General features: G+C 58.7%; 10 protein-coding genes, 1 other RNA gene and 6 pseudogenes. 13 read left to right on the top strand and 4 right to left on the bottom strand.

Annotated elements, in window-relative coordinates; translation table 11 throughout:
- Positions 1-74 precede the first annotated feature (74 nt).
- The 4 genes and pseudogenes from fbaA (at position 75) to SOPEG_RS20940 (ending at position 4,290) form a co-directional block, all read left to right on the top strand.
- A complete protein-coding gene (gene fbaA / locus SOPEG_RS20925; protein ID WP_025246796.1) occupies positions 75-1,151 on the top strand; it encodes a class II fructose-bisphosphate aldolase in 1,077 nt (358 codons plus the stop codon).
- A gap of 359 nt (positions 1,152-1,510) precedes the next feature.
- A pseudogene (gene mscS / locus SOPEG_RS20930) lies at positions 1,511-2,479 on the top strand (small-conductance mechanosensitive channel MscS).
- A gap of 306 nt (positions 2,480-2,785) precedes the next feature.
- Positions 2,786-3,374, top strand: a pseudogene (locus SOPEG_RS20935) (LysE family transporter).
- A gap of 190 nt (positions 3,375-3,564) precedes the next feature.
- A pseudogene (locus SOPEG_RS20940) lies at positions 3,565-4,290 on the top strand (oxidative stress defense protein).
- A 146-nt stretch (positions 4,291-4,436) separates the two neighbouring features.
- On the opposite strand, the pseudogene SOPEG_RS20945 reads toward SOPEG_RS20940, so the two are convergent.
- A pseudogene (locus SOPEG_RS20945) lies at positions 4,437-5,326 on the bottom strand (LysR family transcriptional regulator ArgP).
- A 184-nt stretch (positions 5,327-5,510) separates the two neighbouring features.
- Between SOPEG_RS20945 and rpiA the strand changes: the two are divergent.
- Both rpiA and serA read left to right on the top strand, forming a co-directional pair.
- Positions 5,511-6,167, top strand: coding sequence for a ribose-5-phosphate isomerase RpiA (rpiA, locus tag SOPEG_RS20950; RefSeq protein ID WP_025246799.1), 657 nt, complete (start codon positions 5,511-5,513; stop codon positions 6,165-6,167).
- Positions 6,168-6,461: 294 nt separating this feature from the next.
- Positions 6,462-7,694: a phosphoglycerate dehydrogenase gene (gene serA, locus SOPEG_RS20955; protein WP_025246800.1), complete on the top strand. Its 1,233-nt coding sequence runs from the start codon at positions 6,462-6,464 to the stop codon at positions 7,692-7,694.
- Between the two features lie 163 nt (positions 7,695-7,857).
- Here the strand turns inward: serA and SOPEG_RS20960 are convergent, their stop codons facing one another.
- From SOPEG_RS20960 to zapA, 3 genes are all read right to left on the bottom strand, one after another.
- The gene (locus SOPEG_RS20960) at positions 7,858-8,529 is read right to left on the bottom strand and encodes a 5-formyltetrahydrofolate cyclo-ligase (protein ID WP_025246801.1); all 672 of its coding nucleotides are present in this window, start codon (positions 8,527-8,529) and stop codon (positions 7,858-7,860) included.
- A 21-nt stretch (positions 8,530-8,550) separates the two neighbouring features.
- Positions 8,551-8,734, bottom strand: a non-coding RNA gene (gene ssrS / locus SOPEG_RS25610) — 6S RNA.
- Positions 8,735-8,784: 50 nt separating this feature from the next.
- Positions 8,785-9,114, bottom strand: a complete 330-nt coding sequence (gene zapA / locus SOPEG_RS20965) for a cell division protein ZapA (protein WP_025246802.1) — start codon at positions 9,112-9,114, stop codon at positions 8,785-8,787.
- A gap of 177 nt (positions 9,115-9,291) precedes the next feature.
- Between zapA and SOPEG_RS20970 the strand changes: the two are divergent.
- The 7 genes and pseudogenes from SOPEG_RS20970 to gcvP all read left to right on the top strand — a co-directional run bounded on the left by SOPEG_RS20970 (position 9,292) and on the right by gcvP (position 18,433).
- Positions 9,292-9,865 (top strand): annotated as a pseudogene (locus SOPEG_RS20970) (YecA/YgfB family protein).
- A 75-nt stretch (positions 9,866-9,940) separates the two neighbouring features.
- Positions 9,941-11,260 (top strand): Xaa-Pro aminopeptidase, encoded by a 1,320-nt coding sequence (pepP, locus tag SOPEG_RS20975; RefSeq protein WP_025246803.1) that lies wholly within the window; start codon positions 9,941-9,943, stop codon positions 11,258-11,260.
- On the top strand, positions 11,257-12,435 hold the full coding sequence (ubiH, locus tag SOPEG_RS20980; protein WP_025246804.1) for a 2-octaprenyl-6-methoxyphenyl hydroxylase: 1,179 nt from the start codon (positions 11,257-11,259) through the stop codon (positions 12,433-12,435). The genes pepP and ubiH overlap by 4 nt, the downstream gene beginning before the upstream one ends.
- Positions 12,436-12,466: 31 nt before the next feature.
- A complete protein-coding gene (gene ubiI / locus SOPEG_RS20985; protein ID WP_025246805.1) occupies positions 12,467-13,684 on the top strand; it encodes an FAD-dependent 2-octaprenylphenol hydroxylase in 1,218 nt (405 codons plus the stop codon).
- 356 nt (positions 13,685-14,040) lie between these two features.
- Positions 14,041-15,141, top strand: coding sequence for a glycine cleavage system aminomethyltransferase GcvT (gene gcvT, locus SOPEG_RS20990; protein ID WP_025246806.1), 1,101 nt, complete (start codon positions 14,041-14,043; stop codon positions 15,139-15,141).
- Between the two features lie 26 nt (positions 15,142-15,167).
- Entirely contained in the window at positions 15,168-15,563 is a 396-nt protein-coding gene (gcvH, locus tag SOPEG_RS20995; RefSeq protein WP_025246807.1) for a glycine cleavage system protein GcvH, read from the top strand.
- A gap of 78 nt (positions 15,564-15,641) precedes the next feature.
- Positions 15,642-18,433 (top strand): annotated as a pseudogene (gene gcvP, locus SOPEG_RS21000) (aminomethyl-transferring glycine dehydrogenase).
- Positions 18,434-18,439: the final 6 nt, after the last annotated feature.

Consider the following 18,439-nt stretch of genomic DNA (forward strand, 5'->3'; position numbering starts at 1 on the left):
CGGCTGGTTCACAGGCTCGGGCCACGGCGATAAGTTACCTTTTATCAATGGCCTACAAAACAGGACAAAGTAATATGTCTAAGATTTTCGATTTTGTGAAACCAGGTGTTATCACCGGTGATGACGTTCAGAAAGTGTTCGCTGTCGCGAAAGAAAACAACTTTGCTCTGCCCGCCGTCAACTGTGTAGGCACCGATTCCATAAATGCGGCGCTGGAAGCGGCCGCAAAAGTGCGTGCGCCGATTATCGTGCAGTTCTCCAACGGCGGCGCCGCTTTTATTGCCGGCAAAGGCTTGAAAGCCGAAGGCCAGACCGCTGCGGTGCTGGGCGCGGTGTCCGGCGCGCTGCACGTGCATCATATGGCCGAGCATTACGGTATCCCCGTTATTCTGCATACCGACCATTGCGCCAAGAAATTGCTGCCGTGGCTTGACGGACTGCTGGACGCTGGCGAGAAGCATTATGCCGCCACCGGCAAACCGCTGTTCTCATCCCATATGATCGACCTCTCTGAAGAGTCGCTGGAAGAGAACATTAAAATCAGCGCCAATTATCTGACGCGTATGGCGAAACTGGACATGACGCTGGAAATCGAGCTGGGTTGCACCGGCGGCGAAGAAGACGGCGTCGACAATAGCCATCTGGACAACTCCGCGCTCTACACCCAGCCGGAAGATGTCGCCTATGCCTATGAAAAACTGCATGCCATCAGCCCGCGCTTCACCATCGCGGCCGCTTTCGGTAATGTTCACGGCGTGTACAAGCCTGGCAACGTGCAGCTGACGCCAAAAATCCTTGATAACTCCCAGAAATACGTTTCAGAAAGATTTGGTCTCCCGGCCAAATCTTTGAATCTGGTCTTCCACGGCGGTTCGGGCTCTACGCCGGAAGAAATCAAGGAAGCCGTCAGCTACGGCGTGGTCAAGATGAACATTGATACCGATACCCAGTGGGCAACGTGGGAAGGTATTCTGAAATATTATCAGAAAAACGAAGGTTATCTGCAGGCTCAGCTGGGCAATCCCGAAGGCGCTGATAAACCCAACAAGAAGTTCTACGATCCGCGCGTATGGATCCGCGCCGGTCAGGCATCCATGGCAACGCGCCTGGAGCTGGCCTTTAAAGAACTGAACGCTATCGACGTACTGTAATCGTCCGGCGGTACCCCCGCGCGCAGCGCGGTGTGCCGCTTGCCTGCTTCCCGCCGTGGCGCGGGGGCGGGGGATATCCACCGCGCAATCCACCGGAAAGTCGTCTCTCCCTTGGATGGCGCGGTTTTTTTGTGTCCGTGGCGGGGCATGGCAATATTTCGCCTAAGCGGGTCGCGACAACGCTACAGTGGCGCTTAAAACGGTCTCGCTCCTGATTAACATCATGAATCATCTGGCATTTTTCTGCCGACTTGGCTAATTCCGTTGGAGTGATGAGGCGTTGCGGTATAGGCTTAATACTGTCTTGTCATCGGCCCCGGGCCGAGGGACCTTTGTTATACACCAGAGCGGGAAACTATATGGAAGATATAGACGTTGTAGATAAAATCAATCATGCCGGTAACTGGCTGGTCAATAATCAAGAATTGCTGATTCATTACGCGGTGAATATCGCCGCCGCCATTATCATCCTATTTATCGGTCTGCTGGTCTCGCGGATTATCGCCCGTACCCTGAATCGGATGATGAAGGCGCGGCACATTGACGCCACGGTGGCCGATTTTGTCTCGGCGATTTTGCGCTACGGCATAGTGATCTTCACCCTTATCGCCGCCCTGAACCGGATAGGCGTGCAGACCGCCTCGGTGATTGCCGTCATCGGTGCCGCCGGTTTGGCCATCGGTCTTGCCCTGCAAGGCTCTTTGTCCAACTTTGCGGCAGGGGTACTGCTGGTCACCTTCCGCCACTTCCACGCCGGCGACTATGTGGATTTTGCCGGCACCTCGGGCACGGTTTTAGTGGTGCAAATTTTCTCCACCACGCTGAAAACCTACGATGGCAAGATTGTGGTGGTGCCCAACAGCAAAATCCTGTCCGGTAATATCACCAACTTCTCTCAAGAGCCGAATCGTTTAATCGATACCATCATCAGCGTCAGCTATGATGCCGACATTGATGCAGTGAAGAAGATAATCACCGATATCCTGGTCGCCGATAGCTGAGTGATCCAGGACATGGGTCTGACCGTGCGGTTAAACGCGCTGGACTCGTCCTCACTGGATTTCATGGTGCGGGCCTGGGTGCCGCGCAGCGATCAGCAAAACGCCACTTTCGACCTGCTAGAGAAAGCTAAGGTGGCGCTGGATGCGCACAATATCGGCATTCCGTATCCGCAGATGGATGTGCATTTGTACCGGACGCCGAAGCCACAGCCCGAGCACGAGCAGCAATCCGCCAATACCGCGACCTCGTCGGACGCCTCCCGGGATGCCGAGGAGAGTCAGCAGGTGCAATCGCAGCCGGACGTCGATACCGGTAAGCCGGCATGAACCGGCTTGACGATATGATGCGCGCGGTCACGGCAGAATAACGGGCCAGGGCTGCGCGCCGCCGCTGCACGCCCGGTGACCGACAGCGGGTGCCTTGCCGTACCGCGCAAATTCTCTTTGCCCCGAGGCGGTTAGGGGGTTTCTACAGGCGTGCCGTGCCGGCGCGGTTGCTCACTAACGCTGCTTATCGGGGATAAGATCATTCCATTTCAACCGTCGCCGGACGGCCGGTAAACTGCCCGCCACAATCGGCAATCGACGGGACGGTATATGTAGCGTTTTTTCTTACAAGGATTTTTTCTCGGCATGGTCCTGATTGTGCCCATCGGGCCGCAAAACGTGATGGTGATGAATCAGGGGATACGCCGGCAGTATTTTTTGCTGGCAACCACGCTGTGCTTTATTAGCGACCTGTTACTTATCTGCGCGGGGGTGTTCGGCGGCGCGGCGCTCGTCACCCGTTCGTCGTGGCTATTGCTGGCCATCACCTAGGCAGGCGTGTTGTTCCTCGGCGGCTATGGTTTTTACGCCTTGCGCAACGGCTGGCGCAGAGCGATACCCGGGCCGCCGGCGGCAGCCGTCGTCGGGTGCTGTTGACCATTCTGGCGGTCACCTGGCTCAATCCTCATGTCTATCTGGATACGGTAGTGATCCTGGCAGCGTCGCCGGCCAATTGGCCCCGGCGGGACGCGGCTGGTTTGCCGGCGGCACCATCAGCGCCTCCCTGGTCTGGTTTTACGGCCTGGCGCTTATTGCCGTACGGCTGGCGCCCTGGTTGATACAGTCGCGCGTGCAGCGCGCCATTCAGTGGCTCGTGGGTATCGTGATGTGGTGCGTGGCATTGCAGCTGCTTCATCAGGGCTGGCGTATGTTCAGAGCGTTGGCCGCGTTTTAGGCAGTCAGTGCCGCCCACCCCTTATTCAGAACTTATCCTATGTTTTCTGTCCCAGACGACGGGATATGCTGGCAACCGGTATAAACGTAACGGTAAAAAACTGCAAATAACATTGTCCCCCGGGGGAAAAGGGGGATGATATACTCAGTTACGTATCTTAATTAGCGAATCATATTCTCCGGGAGGAACCGTGAAGGTAAAAGCACTGGTATTAACCGCTATCGTAGGGCTGGGAGCCTCTATCATGCCGGCATTGGCGGCCGAGTTGCCCCAGGGGCCGCATGTCGTCACCTCTGGGACCTCTTCCGTCGATGCGACGCCGGATATTGCCACGCTATCTATCGAGGTGTCCATTTCCTCCAAAGACGCGGCGGATGCGAAAAAACAGGTGGATACCCGCGTTGCGCAATATTTCGATTTTTTGAAAAAGAACGGCATCGCCAGCAAAGATATCAATGCTGCCAATTTGCGTACTTAGCCGGAATATAACTATCTTAAAACCGGTGAATCGGTGCTGAAAGGTTATAAAGCGGTGCGGCAAGTGCAGGTCACCCTGCATCAGCTGGATAAACTCAACGAACTGCTGGACGGTGCGCTAAAAGCCGGCTTGAACGAAATCTGCTCGGTGGATCTGGGCGTGGCGAATCCAGAACAATATCGTGCCCAAGCCCGGCAGAAGGCGATAGATGACGCCACCTTGCAGGCGCGCGCGCTGGCGGAAGGCTTCCACGCCTCGCTGGGTCCGGTGTACAGCATTCGCTACCATGTCGCCAATTACCAGCCGATGCCGGCGGTGCGCATGTTCAAAGCCACTAGCGCTTCTGCCCAGGCCGATGCCGATCAAACCTACGCTCAGCAGTCGATTCATTTCGACGATCAGGTGGATGTCGTGTTTGAAATGAAGCCGCAGCCTTAACCTTTTCGCCACGCGGCGGGGCAACATTCTCCCCGCGGGTTCGGCAAGCGTTAAACAGACGGGGCAGCGTTCGCCGCGCGGTTTGGCAAGCGCTAAACGGGCGGGGCAGCGTTCGCCGTGCGCGTCCGGCAAGCGTGGAGCCGTTATCAATCCTGGCGCAGTACCTGATGACCGTGGTCTAGCAAGGCGTCGGTCACTTTACGCATCATTCGGCTTTCCGGCGCAAATCGGTGCCAGTACAGCATGCGGCGCTGGTACAAGCCTGGCGTCAGATCGATAAGCTCCCGCTGCGCCAATTCGCGCTCGATTTGCAAATGGGGAATCATGCAGCAGGTGGTGCCTTGACGCGCCAGCTGAACAAAGGCTTCCGAAGAATTTACGATATGGCACGGCACGCTGCCGGGTGAGAGATCGAAATTTTGCTGTAGGAAAGTCTGGTGCATATCGTCGAGATGATCGAACGCCACCGCGGGCGCCTTTAGCAGGGCGCTGCGGGTCACGCCGTTGGGAAAGTAACGGGCGGCGAACGACGGCGACGCGACGAACAGATAATCAAGCGCCCCCAGGCGGTCTACCAGACAACTCGGCAGCGGCTGAGGCTGAATACTGACCGCACCCACTACCTCGCCACGGCGCAGCCGCTCCTGGGTGCGGGTTTCGTCTTCCACCTGCATATTCAACCGGATGGGGGAATCGCTCAGCACGGGCTTGAGCTCCGGCAGCAGCCAAGTCGCGAGACTATCGGCGTTGACCGCCAGCGACAGCAGCAGCGGGGTATCGCTGCCGGTATCGTTGCCCAGCCACTCTTCTTCCAGCAGCTCCACCTGATGCAGCAACGCCATATAGTTTCTGCCCCTGCTCGGTGGGGCGGGATGGTCCGCACCAGCAGCGGCTGGCCAAACAGATTTTCCAACTGTTTTATACGCTGCGACACGGCTGACTGGGTAATACACAGTTTCTGCGCGGCGCGTTCAAAACCGCGCTCTCGTATTACGGCGTCAAGCGCCTGGAGCGTTCGATAATCCGGGCGTTTCATTCATCTTCCCCTGTCAGCATCATATCCCTGCACTATGCCATAGTTTTACACTATTGCGTGTGCAAAGTCTCGACCCTGCCGTACGGCCGTTCTTGGCCGAGGTTGTGGCAATATTCACCCCATTGCCGCCGAGTTTGCTTTATACTGGCCGCTACACAGGGTTACACACGGGCAGAAATAGACCATGATGCAGGATGAACTGAAAAAAGCGGTGGGCTGGGCCGCGCTGAAATATGTCCGGCCCGGTACGATCGTAGGCGTGGGGACCGGCTCTACCGCGGCGCATTTTATTGACGCGCTGGGGTCCGTCAGTCATCAAATCGAGGGGGCGGTTTCCAGCTCCGAGGCGTCGTCCGCTAAATTGAAGAGCCTGGGTATTCCTTTATTTGACCTTAACGATGTCGACGCTCTGGACATTTATGTCGATGGCGCCGATGAGATTAACGGCAGCATGCAGATGATCAAAGGCGGCGGCGCCGCGCTGACCCGCGAAAAAATCATCGCCGCCGTGGCACGCAAGTTCATCTGTATCGCCGATGCCAGTAAGCTGGTGGACGTGCTCGGCACGTTTCCGCTTCCGGTTGAGGTGATCCCCATGGCTCGCGCCTGGGTCGCTCGCGAACTGGTACGCCTGGGTGGTCAGCCGGTTTATCGCCAGGGCGTGGTGACCGATAACGGCAATATCATCCTGGATGTGCACAATCTGGCGATCCTGGATGCGGTGGCGCTTGAAGAGCAAATCAATAACATCCCCGGGGTCGTCACCGTTGGCCTGTTTGCGCGCCGCGGCGCTGATGTGGCGCTTATAGGCAGCGAACAGGGCGTCAAAATCATCGGCTAAACCGAGGGTCGGCGCGCGGTCTACCCGGTCGCCGCCGATGTTAATAAAAAACCGATAATATGTTTTATTTTTCTACCCTGAATTTAGTGATTAATTTCACATTTTTCACGCTTGCCTGCCGGAAATCTTCGCCTAATCCCCCCTGCTAGACGATTTATCCATAACGCGTCCTTATGGCTGTGTCTTATGCTGCACCTCCTGCGCCTATGCCGGTTGCCGCACCGGTAAATTTTGTTATTTTGTCGGAGTGCTGCGTGTCGCAGCCGCATCGTGAGCATCTTAAAGGGTCGGGAAATGGCAAAAGTATCGCTGGAAAAAGATAAGATTACGTTTCTGTTGGTGGAAGGGGTACACCCTTCGGCGCTGGAAAATCTGCAACGCGCCGGTTACACCAATATTGAGTATCACAAAGGCGCATTGGACACCGAAACGCTGAAACACGCGATCCGCGACGCTCACTTTGTCGGCATTCGTTCCCGCACCCATTTGACGGAAGACGTTTTCGCCGTGGCGGAGAAACTGGTGGCGGTGGGGTGTTTTTGTATCGGTACCAATCAAGTGGATCTGCCGGCCGCGATGAAGCGTGGCGTCCCGGTCTTCAATGCGCCTTTCTCCAACACGCGCTCCGTGGCCGAAATGGTATTGGGGGAGATGCTGCTCATGATGCGTGGCATCCCTGAAGCTAACGCCCGGGCACACCGCGGTCAATGGGACAAACAGGCGCAGGGTAGCTACGAAGCGCGCGGTAAAAAACTGGGGATTGTCGGCTATGGCCATATCGGTACCCAACTAAGCATTCTTGCAGAAAGCCTGGGCATGCAGGTGTTCTTCTACGATATCGAAAGCAAGCTAACGCTGGGTAATGCCCAGCAGGTCGCTACGTTGGCCGAACTGCTGGGGATGAGCGATGTGGTGAGTCTGCATGTGCCGGATACGCTGTCGACGCGCAACATGATGGGGAAAACCGAGCTCGCGCAAATGAAAGCCGGTGCGCTGTTGATTAACGCCTCGCGTGGGACGGTGGTGGACATACCGGCGCTGTGCGAGACGCTGGCCAGCAAGCATCTGGCCGGCGCGGCGTTCGACGTTTTCCCGCAGGAGCCGGCGACCAATAGCGATCCGTTCACGTCGCCGCTGTGTGAATTTGACAATGTGATCCTGACGCCGCACATCGGCGGGTCAACTCAAGAAGCCCAAGAGAATATCGGCATAGAAGTGGCCGGCAAATTGGTGAAGTATTCCGATAACGGTTCCACTTTGTCGGCGGTCAATTTCCCCGAGGTGTCGCTGCCGGAGCACGGCGAACGCGTGAGCCGTTTGCTGCATATCCATGAAAATCGTCCCGGCGTGTTGACTCGGATCAACCAGATTTTCGCCGAGCAGGGGATCAACATCGCCGCGCAATATTTGCAGACAACGCCGGAAATCGGTTATGTGGTCATCGATGTGGAAACGGTGGCGGAAGATACCGCGCTGCAGCTGATGAAAGCGATACCGGGCACCATACGCGCCCGCTTGCTCTACTGAGGGCCTACAGGAATGCGCGGCGCGCGATGGCTCTGAAAGTCAGGTAAGCCCGGCGCATGCAATGGCGGCCACCGCCGGCGGCGGGAGTGGAGTAAGGTAAACCCGGCGCCTGCCCCTGTGGTCTCTCTTCGCCCGCGCCCATGTCGCGGCCGTGGCGCAGGCTTCAGCGCCACGGCCGATCTGGGAAACGAAGGGCAAAAACGGCGTCAGCCGTTTTTTTCGCTCCGGCGTCATGCCAGCGCCAGTGGCGGGAGGGGGTAATAATTTCCGGAAGTCCAATATCCCACTCTTCCACCGGCAGCGGATCCGCTACCTGCTGACAATCGTGCGCCAGCCCGATAGGGTAAAAGCCCGCCAGTGGCCGCCAGTGCTGTAGCGTGCGGTCATAAAAGCCACCGCCCATGCCCAGGCGCCGCCCCTGCGCATCGAACGCCACCAGCGGCGTGAACAGCACATCCAGGCCGGTCAGCGGCAATAGCGTGGTGATATCCAGCCGGGGCTCGCGGATGCGCAACCGGTTCAACACCAGCGGCGTGGTGGCGGTATAGCGCATAAACAGCAAGTGACCGGGAGTGAAAGGATGCAGTACCGGCAGATAAATCTGCTTGCCGGCGGCCCATAGGGCATCGATCAGCGGACGGGTACCTAGCTCGCCATCGAATGAAAGAAAAACGGCCAGGGTGCGGGCGCTACGGATACGCGCGTCATTCATGACGCGGCTGACGACGCGCAGGGCGGCGTCCGATTGTTCTTGGGACGACAGCGCGCGGCGCCGCAGGCGGATATGATTGCGCAGCGACTGCCGTAGCAGTGATTTTTCCATTGACGAGGTCATAGGGAAACGATGCTTAACTAGGGGATCTCCGAGATGCCGCCGCAGGCTGTAACCCTTGAACCCTTGGTTCAAGGTGAACGCAGCGTCGAGACCTTAAGGCTTCTCGAACGAGCCGAGCATGCGCACCGGTCAAGAATCGCCACATTCTTGTGGTATGAAATATCGGCTCAGGGGACTGACCCGCTGGCGAACACCTCAGAGAAATTTGGTTTTCAGCCCGCGGGTATCGGTATCGGCCCCGCGGTGCGTACGTCGTTATTCGAACTGGTTTCCCGGTCGTTCCGTTATGCGGCCCTGTTCAACCAGCGCCTGCTCAATCGTTTGCTGCAGTAAACGAATGCGCTGTTCTATGTTGGCTGCATAATCCCGGGTTTTCAACCTTTCCTGCGCCAATTCGTGACAGACGTTCAGGGCGGCGATGAAAACAAGTTGTTCCGTATTGGTGACTCTAGTTCGAACTTTCAGATCTTGCAACCGCTGATTAAGATCTTCCGCCGCCTGGTTCAACGCTTCCTGTTGCTCCGGGGGGCAATTGACCCGTAATGTACGGCCAAAAATTTGAATATCTACCGGTTGTGCGGACATACCACCTTCCTGCCTTTGTTACCGCGCCAACCCCGCCACTGCCGCGTAATATCGGCGAGGTGCGAAGGGCGCAACTATAATCTATCTAAAACAGAAGTTACAAGCCCTTTCTGGTATAGCGACGGACCTTGGTGGTAGCATAACACGAACTTATCCCGCCAACATTGATGAAAGCGCATGTCTAAACAAAATACATTCCCCGATTACGAAAACTTGAACCGGCTTTTGGCAGCGCAGGCGGTGGCATTAACCGCTGCGGAGATGCATGGGCTGCTGAGCGGGATAGTGTGTGGCGGTAACAATAACGACAGTTGGCAGGTGTTAGTGCATGAATTGACCAACGACGGGTTGGCGTTCAGCCAAACGCTCGCCGGGCCGCTGCGCGACCTGCACCAAGCTACCGCCAGCGCGCTGGCGGATGCGTCATTCCAATTTCAGCTATTGCTGCCGGCGGACGACGACGAGGGGAATGCGCTATTCGCGCGAGTGGATGCCCTGGCCGGCTGGGTAAACCATTTTCTGCTCGGTCTGGGGGTGGTCCAGCCGCAGTTGGACAAGGTGCGGTGCGATAGACGATTTGCGCAACATCTCTCAGTTGGGGTATGACGAGGACGAAGATCGCGAGGCGTTGGCGCAATCGCTGGAGGAAGTGATTGAGTATGTCCGTATGGCCGCCATCCTTTGCCATAATGATTTTACCCGTCCGGATGACGACGCGGCGCCCACGCCGGCCGGTCCGGTATTACATTAACATTAACGCCGGCCTTGCGGCGGCGTATTGGCCACGGTAAAAGAGCCGAGCATGTTAACCAGGCTGGAGGGAGCGATGATACCACAAGAATATACCCGGCGTCGTCAAGGATTGCTGGCGAAAATGGCCCCGGGAAGCGCCGCGCTGATCTTTGCTGCCCCCGAGGCGACGCGCAGCGCCGATAGCGAGTATCCCTATCGGCAAAACAGTGATTTCTGGTATTTCACCGGCTTTAACGAGCCGCAGGCGCTGTTGATTTTGGTCAAAAGCGACCAAAGCCATCATCACAGCGTATTATTTAATCGGGTACGCGATAAAACCGCCGAAATCTGGACCGGCCGCCGCCTGGGTCAGGAGGCGGCGCCGGAGCGCCTAGGGGTTTCCCGAGCGCTCCCCTGGGACGATATCGGCAGCCAATTGCATCTGCTGCTCAACGGCCTGGACGTAGTTTATCATGCGCAAGGTGAATACGACTTTGCCGACAAATTGCTGTTCAGCGCGCTGGATAAATTGCGCCGCGGCGCGCGTCAGCAATTGCAGGCGCCGGCCACGTTGGTGGATTGGCGGCCCTGGGTGCACGACATGCGGCTGATAAAATCCGAAGAGGAGCTGGCGGTGATGCGCCACGCCTGTGAAATCACCGCTTTGGCGCATACCCGCGCCATGCAGCAATGCTGGCCCGGCATGTACGAGTATCAGTTGGAAGGCGAGATCCAGCATGAATTCAATCGCCACGGCGCGCGCTTCCCGTCTTACAACACCATCGTCGGCAGCGGCGAAAACGGCTGCATTTTGCACTACACCGAAAACGCCTCCAAGATGAAAAGCGGCGATCTGGTGTTGATCGACGCCGGCTGTGAATATCAGGGCTACGCCGGGGATATCACCCGCACCTTTCCGGTCAATGGCCGCTTCTCGCCGGAACAGCGCGCGATTTATGACCTGGTCCTGGCAATGCTTAACCGCGCCCTTGAGCTTTATGGCCCGGGGCGCAGTATTCAGGAGGTGGGTGAAGAGGCGGTGCGCATTATGGTCACCGGTCTGGTGCAGCTTGGCGTCATGAAGGGAGAGGTCGAGGCGCTCATCGCCGAACAGGCGCACCGGCAATTCTTTATGCATGGCCTGAGCCACTGGCTGGGGCTTGACGTTCACGACGTCGGCAATTATGGCTCCTCAGAGCGTAGCCGGGCGCTGGAGCCGGGTATGGTGCTGACCATCGAGCCGGGTATCTATATTGCCAGCGACGCCGATGTGCCCCCCGCCTACCGCGGTATCGGCATTCGCATTGAGGACAACATTGTGATTACCGCCGCGGGTAATGAAAACCTCACCGCCTCGGTCGTCAAAGAGGCCGAGGCGATTGAAGCCCTTATGGCGGCGGCGCACAAAGAATGAGTGTCACCATTATCGGCGGCGGCATGGCCGGCGCGACGTTGGCGCTGGCGCTTTCGCATCTGAGCCGCGGCACCCTGCAAATCGACCTGGTGGAGGCGCGGACGCCGGAAAGCCGCGATCATCCCGGCTTCGACGCCCGCGCTATCGCGCTGGCGCAGGGGACCTGCCGCGAGCTGACCACCATCGGCGTCTGGTCGGCGCTGGCATCCTGCGCCACCGCCATTACCCGGGTGGAGGTGAGCGACAAAGGGCACCTGGGTAAAGTTCAGATTGCGACCGACGACTATCAGCTGCCGGCGCTGGGCTATGTCGTGGAGCTGCACGCGGCCGGTAAACGGCTATTCGATTTGCTGCGTCAGGCCCCCGGCGTGCGGCTGCATTGTCCGGCGACGCTCACGCGCCTCAGGCGCGAGCGCGAGGAGACGATCATTACCTTGGATAATGGCGTCGAGCTCAACGCGCAACTGGTGGTGGCGGCGGACGGCTCGCGCTCGCCGCTGGCGGCGCAATGCGGCATGCGCTGGCGGCAGCGGGATTATCAGCAAATTGCGGTTATCGCCAATATCAGCACCGCCGTGCCACACGGCGGTGACGCGTTCGAGCGGTTTACCCCCCAGGGCCCGCTGGCGTTGCTGCCCATGTCTGGCGCGCGCAATTCGCTGGTTTGGTGCCTGCCGGCTGCGCATGAACAGGACATTGCCGACTGGGATGAGGGGCGGTTTTGCCATGCGTTGCAGCAGGCGTTTGGCTGGCGGCTCGGCCGTATTACCGCCGCCGGCGAGCGCCAGTGTTACCCGCTGCGGCTGCGCACGGCCGAGCGGCATATTGGCCACCGCCTGGCGCTGGTGGGTAATGCCGCGCAAACGCTGCATCCCATTGCCGGCCAGGGGTTTAACCTGGGGCTGCGCGATGTGATGACGCTGGCGGAAACTCTGGCGCAGGCTGCGGCGCAGGGAGAGGATATCGGCGATTACGTCGTGCTATCCCGCTACCAGCGTCGTCGGCAGCCGGACCAGGCCGGTACCGTTGGCATCACCGACGGGCTGATTCATCTGTTCGCCAACCGTCACCTGTCGTTAGTGGTGGGCCGAAATCTTGGGCTGCTGGCCATGGCCCATATTCCGTCGCTGCGCGATGCGCTGGCGCTTAAAACGCTGGGCTGGGTGGCCCGTTGACCCCGACCCGCAAGCAAGGATCCATTAAGCTATGCAAGCATTTGATATCGTGATTAGCGGCGGCGGCATGGTCGGCCTGGCGCTAGCCTGCGGCCTGCAGGGGACCGGATTGCGCGTGGCGGTCATCGAGCGCCAGGGGCCGGAGGTGATTCCCCCTGCCGAACAGCCGGCGTTGCGGGTTTCCGCCATCAATGCCGCCAGCCGGCATTTGTTGCAGCATGTGCAGGTCTGGGAGGCCATCACCGCGCAGCGCGCCAATCCTTATCGGGGCATGGAAGTCTGGGAGCGGGACAGCTTCGGGCGTATCGCTTTCGACGGTGCCGGGCTGGGCTATCCCGAGCTGGGGCATATCATTGAAAATCCGGTCATTCAGCAGGCTTTATGGCGCCGCGCGGAGCAATTGGCCGAGGTAACGCTGATAGCCCCTGCCACGCTGCGCCAGGTGGCCTGGGGTGAAAATGAAGCCTTTATCACCCTTGACGACGACCGGATGCTGACCGCCCGACTGGTCGTGGCGGCGGACGGCGCGCGCTCTTGGCTGCGGACCCATGCCGATATCCCGCTGACTTTTTGGGACTACCAGCATCATGCGTTGGTGGCGACCGTGCGCACCGCTCGGCCTCATGGCAATATCGCCCGACAAACGTTTCACGGTGACGGCATTCTGGCGTTTTTGCCGCTAAGCGACCCGCATTTAAGCTCTATCGTCTGGTCGCTGCCGCCGTCGGTGGCGCAAGAGCGCCTGACGGCGCCCGCCGAAGCGTTCAACGCCGCGCTGGCCATGAACTTCAGTCTGGCGCTGGGGTTATGCGAGCTGCTGGGCGAACGGCAAACCTTCCCGCTCACCGGCCGTTATGCGCGTAATTTTGCCGCTCACCGCCTGGTGCTGGTAGGGGATGCCGCGCATACCGTCCATCCGCTGGCGGGGCAGGGCGTAAACCTGGGGTTCATGGATGTCGCGGAACTGTTGGGAGAAGTGCGGCGCCTGCGAAAAGCCGGCAAGGATATCGGCCATTACCCCTACCTGCGGCGCTACGAGCGCAGCCGCAAACACAGCGTCGCGCTGATGCTGGCGGGCATGCAGGGGTTTCGCGAGCTTTTCGCCGGCCATCAGTCGCTAAAGAAATGGGTCCGCGACGCCGGTTTGCGGCTGGCGGATACGCTACCCGGCGTTAAGCCGCGCTTCATCAAACAGGCGATGGGATTGAACGATTTACCTGCCTGGTTGGCAGCCGAGCCCTTAGACTGAATTATTCTAATTTTACCGTTCCTTTTGAATTATATTTTCTATATCCGATGCCTAAACCCCGCCGGGATTAAAAAAGCAGTGGCGGGATTTTTTGTGATTAAACTTTCCTTTTACCCGTTGCGATGCCTGTTTCGTGCGCCGAAATCTGCTTTTATGCAGCATAATATCGCGCCTGGCTTTCCTTACCTTTCACGTAGCTTTTCCTTCGGTTGATAATTTAAGTTATGGTTTCCACCGCCGTTCAATGGTAAGTTCTGCCTAAAGGTATCGTTTGCGTCAGCCCTCTTTACCCGCCCGGGCAGAGGCTTGGAGCGCTTCGGTAGTTATCTGTCTTCCCATTGAGTAAGAGAGAAAAGATGGCTCAGCAGACCCCGTTGTATGAAGAGCACCTCGCGTGCGGCGCCAAAATGGTGGATTTCCACGGCTGGATGATGCCGCTCCACTACAGTTCCCAACCGGATGAACATCATCAGGTGCGGCGCGATGCCGGCATGTTCGACGTGTCCCATATGACCATTGTCGACTTAGCGGGGCCGTGCACCCGTGATTTTCTGCGCCATCTGCTGGCCAATGATGTCGCCAAGTTGACAGTGCCCGGTAAAGCGCTTTACACCGGCATGCTCAACGCTTCCGGCGGGGTGATAGACGATCTTATCGTCTATTTCCTTTCCGAAACCGAGTTCCGCCTGGTGGTGAATTCCGCCACCCGTGACAAAGACGTTGAGTGGATCACTCGTCACGCCGAACGCTACCAGGTGGCGGTAACCGTGCGCGACGATCTCGCCCTGATTGCGGTGCAGGGGCCGCAGGCGCAAAACAAAACGCAGACGCTGTTCACCCCGCAACAGCGTCAGGCGGTGGCCGGAATGAAACCGTTTTTCGGCGTGCAGGCCGGTAATTTGTTCATCGCTACCACCGGCTATACTGGGGAGGCGGGCTATGAGATTGCGTTACCCGCCACGCAGGCCGCGGATTTCTGGCTGCTGCTGCTAGCGGCCGGCGTGAAGCCCTGTGGACTGGGCGCGCGCGATACTTTGCGCCTGGAGGCGGGAATGAACCTTTACGGCCAGGAAATGGACGAAGGCATTTCTCCGCTCGCGGCCAATATGGGTTGGACCATTACCTGGCAGCCTGAGGACCGCGATTTCATCGGGCGCGAGGCGCTGGAGGCCCAGCGCGCCGCCGGCGACGGCGAGCAATTGGTCGGATTGGTGATGTCCGAAAAAGGCGTATTGCGCAATGGCCTGCCGGTCCATTTCACCGACGTCTCCGGCAATATGCAGCAAGGCATCATCACCAGCGGCTCGTTTTCGCCCACTTTGGGCGTCAGCATTGCGCTGGCGCGAGTGCCGGCCGGTATCGGCCAGCAGGCGATAGTGTTAATCCGTAACCGCGAAATGCCGGTTAAGGTCACCAAACCCGGTTTTGTGCGCGCCGGTAAAACGGTTGCGCAATAACTAACTTTGTCATAGTGAGGATGGCGATGAGCAATGTGCCGACAGAATTAAAATATACCGCATCCCATGAGTGGGTGTTAAACGAAGGCGACGGCGTTTATTGTGTCGGGATTACCGAACATGCGCAGGAGCTGCTAGGCGATATGGTGTTCATGGATCTGCCGGAAGTTGGCGCCTCGTTCTCCGCCGGCGAAGATTGCGCCGTGGCGGAATCGGTAAAAGCTGCGTCGGATATCTATGCGCCCATCAGCGGCGAAATTGTGGCGGTGAACGACGATCTCGACGGATCGCCGGAGCTGGTCAACAGCGCGCCTTATACCGATGGCTGGCTGTTTAAGATCAAATCCGCCGATGAAAGCGAAGTGAACGAATTGCTCGACGCTGCCGCTTATCAGGCTGCCATCGACGAAGAAGACGAATAACGCTGACGCCGCGACCGCCGGGGCGCCTTTTGCGATTACCCTTTTTCGGTCCCATGCCCGATGCAGGAATTGTTGTCCATGACCCAGACTCTCAGCCAGCTTGAACATCATGACGCCTTCATAGCCCGTCATATCGGCCCTTCCGCGCCGCAACAGGCAGATATGCTTGCCGCCGTGGGCGAGCCGACGACGGAAGCGCAGGCGCTGGCCGAGCTAAAGGCTATCGCCAGTCAGAACCAGCGCTACAAATCCTTTATCGGCATGGGCTATAGCGCGGTGGTAACGCCGCCCGTTATTCTGCGCAATATGCTGGAAAACCCGGGCTGGTACACCGCCTACACACCCTATCAGCCCAAGGTATCCCAGGGCCGGCTTGAAGCGCTGCTCAATTTTCAACAGCTGACGCTGGATCTGACGGGTCTGGACATCGCTTCCGCCTCGCTGCTGGATGAAGCCACTGCGGCGGCCGAAGCCATGGTGCTCGCCAAGCGCGCCAGCAAGTTGAAACAGGCCAATCGCTTTTTCGTCGCCGACGATGTGCATCCGCAAACCCTGGATGTCGTGCGCACCCGCGCCGGCACCTTTGGCTTTGAGCTGGTGATCGATAAGGCAGAGGCGGCGCTGGAGCACCCCGATCTCTTCGGCGTGCTGTTACAGCAGGTGGGCACCACCGGCGAGCTGCATGACTATCGCGCGCTAATTGCCGAGCTCAACAGCCGCAAAATCATCAGCTGCGTGGCGGCGGATATGCTCTCGCTGGTGCTGCTGGCCGCGCCCGGCGCGCAGGGGGCCGATGTGGTGTTCGGTTCGTCGCAGCGTTTCGGCGTGCCGATGGGGTACGGCGGCCCGCACGCGGCGTTTTTCGCCGCCCGCGATGAGATGAAGCGCGCCATGCCGGGGGGCGGATTATCGGTGTTTCCCACGACGCCGCCGGCGATATCGCACTGCGCATGGCGATGCAGACGCTCGAGTAGCATATTCGCTGCGAGAAAGCGAACTCGAACATTTGTACTTCACAGGTGTTGCTGGCCAATATCGCCGGCCTGTATGCGGTCTATCACGGTCCGCAGGGGCTGCAACGCATCGCGGGGCGTATTCACCGGCTGACAATGATTCTGGCGCAGGGGCTGCGCGACGCCGGGCTGACGCTCAGGCACGATTGTTGGTTCGATACCCTGACCGTCGAGGTGGTCGATAAAGCGGGGGTGCTGGCGCGCGCCGATGCCGCCGGCATCAATTTGCGCAGCGACATCCATGGCGCGGTGGGCATCACCCTTGATGAAACGACCGTGCGTGAAGATATGCAAACCCTCTGGCAGGTGGTGACGGGCGCCACGGGCACTCTGGTAATCGATGCGCTAGACGCCGGCTGCGGCGACGTGATCCCGCAGGAGCTGCTGCGCACTATGCCAATCCTAACCCACGAGGTGTTTAACCGCTACCATAGCGAAACGGAAATGATGCGCTATATGCACCGGCTGGAGCGCAAGGATCTGGCGCTGAACCAGGCGATGATCCCGCTCGGATCTTGCACGATGAAGCTTAACACCGCCGCCGAAATGATCCCTATCACCTGGCCGGAATTCGCCGAGCTGCATCCTTTCTGCCCCCCGGAGCAGGCGGCGGGATACCAGCAGATGATCGCCCACCTGTCGCGCTGGCTTATCCAACTGACCGGCTACGATGCCCTGTGCATGCAGCCGAACTCCGGCGCCCAGGGTGAATATGCCGGCCTGCTGGCGATTCGTCGTTATCATGAGAGCCGTAATCAAGGCGAGCGTCATATTTGTCTTATCCCTAGCTCGGCCCACGGTACCAACCCGGCGTCGGTGCAGATGGCCGGCATGTCGATCACCGTGGTGGCCTGCGATAAGAATGGCAACATTGATTTGCACGATTTGCGCGCCAAGGCCGAGTAGGCAGGCGAGCAACTGTCTTGCATTATGGTGACCTACCCCTCGACCCACGGCGTCTATGAAGAAACCATCCGTGAAGTGTGCCAGATTGTCTATCAGTACGGCGGGCAGGTCTATCTGGACGGCGCCAACATGAATGCGCAGGTGGGGATCACGTCGCCGGGCTATATCGGCGCCGATGTATCGCATCTCAATTTACATAAAACCTTCTGCATTCCCCACGGCGGCGGCGGCCCGGGCATGGGCCCCATCGGCGTGAAGGCGCATCTGGCTCCGTTCGTCCCCGGTCATTCGGTGGTGGAACTGGACGGCGTTTTAACCCGCCAGGGTGCCGTCAGCGCCGCGCCGTTCGGCAGCGCGTCGATCTTACCCATCAGTTGGATGTATATCCGTATGATGGGCGCGGAAGGATTAAAATAGGCCAGCCAGGTGGCGATTCTGAACGCCAATTATATCGCCAGCCGGTTGCAGCAGACTTATCCGGTGCTGTATACCGGACGCGATGGCCGGGTGGCCCACGAATGTATCCTGGATCTTCGACCGCTGAAAGAGGCCACCGGCATCAGCGAAATGGACATCGCCAAACGCCTGATCGACTATGGTTTCCACGCCCCCACCATGTCTTTCCCGGTGGCCGGTACGCTGATGGTCGAGCCCACCGAATCGGAAAGCCAGCTGGAGCTCGATCGCTTCATTGAGGCGATGCTGGCAATCCGCGCCGAAATCCAGCAGGTGGCGGACGGCATCTGGCCGGCTGACGATAATCCGCTGGTGAACGCGCCCCATACCCAGCGTGAACTGGCCGGCGAGTGGCGCCATCCGTACGATCGGCAGGTTGCGGCGTTCCCGGCCGAGTATGGCGATAAATACTGGCCGGCGGTGAAGCGGTTGGACGATGTTTATGGCGACCGCAATCTGTTTTGCTCCTGCGTGCCCATCGGCGATTATGCCTAAGCGTCA

The sequence above is a fragment of the Candidatus Sodalis pierantonius str. SOPE genome (genome assembly GCF_000517405.1).
In the GTDB taxonomy this organism is placed as follows: Bacteria; Pseudomonadota; Gammaproteobacteria; order Enterobacterales; family Enterobacteriaceae; genus Sodalis_C; species Sodalis_C pierantonii.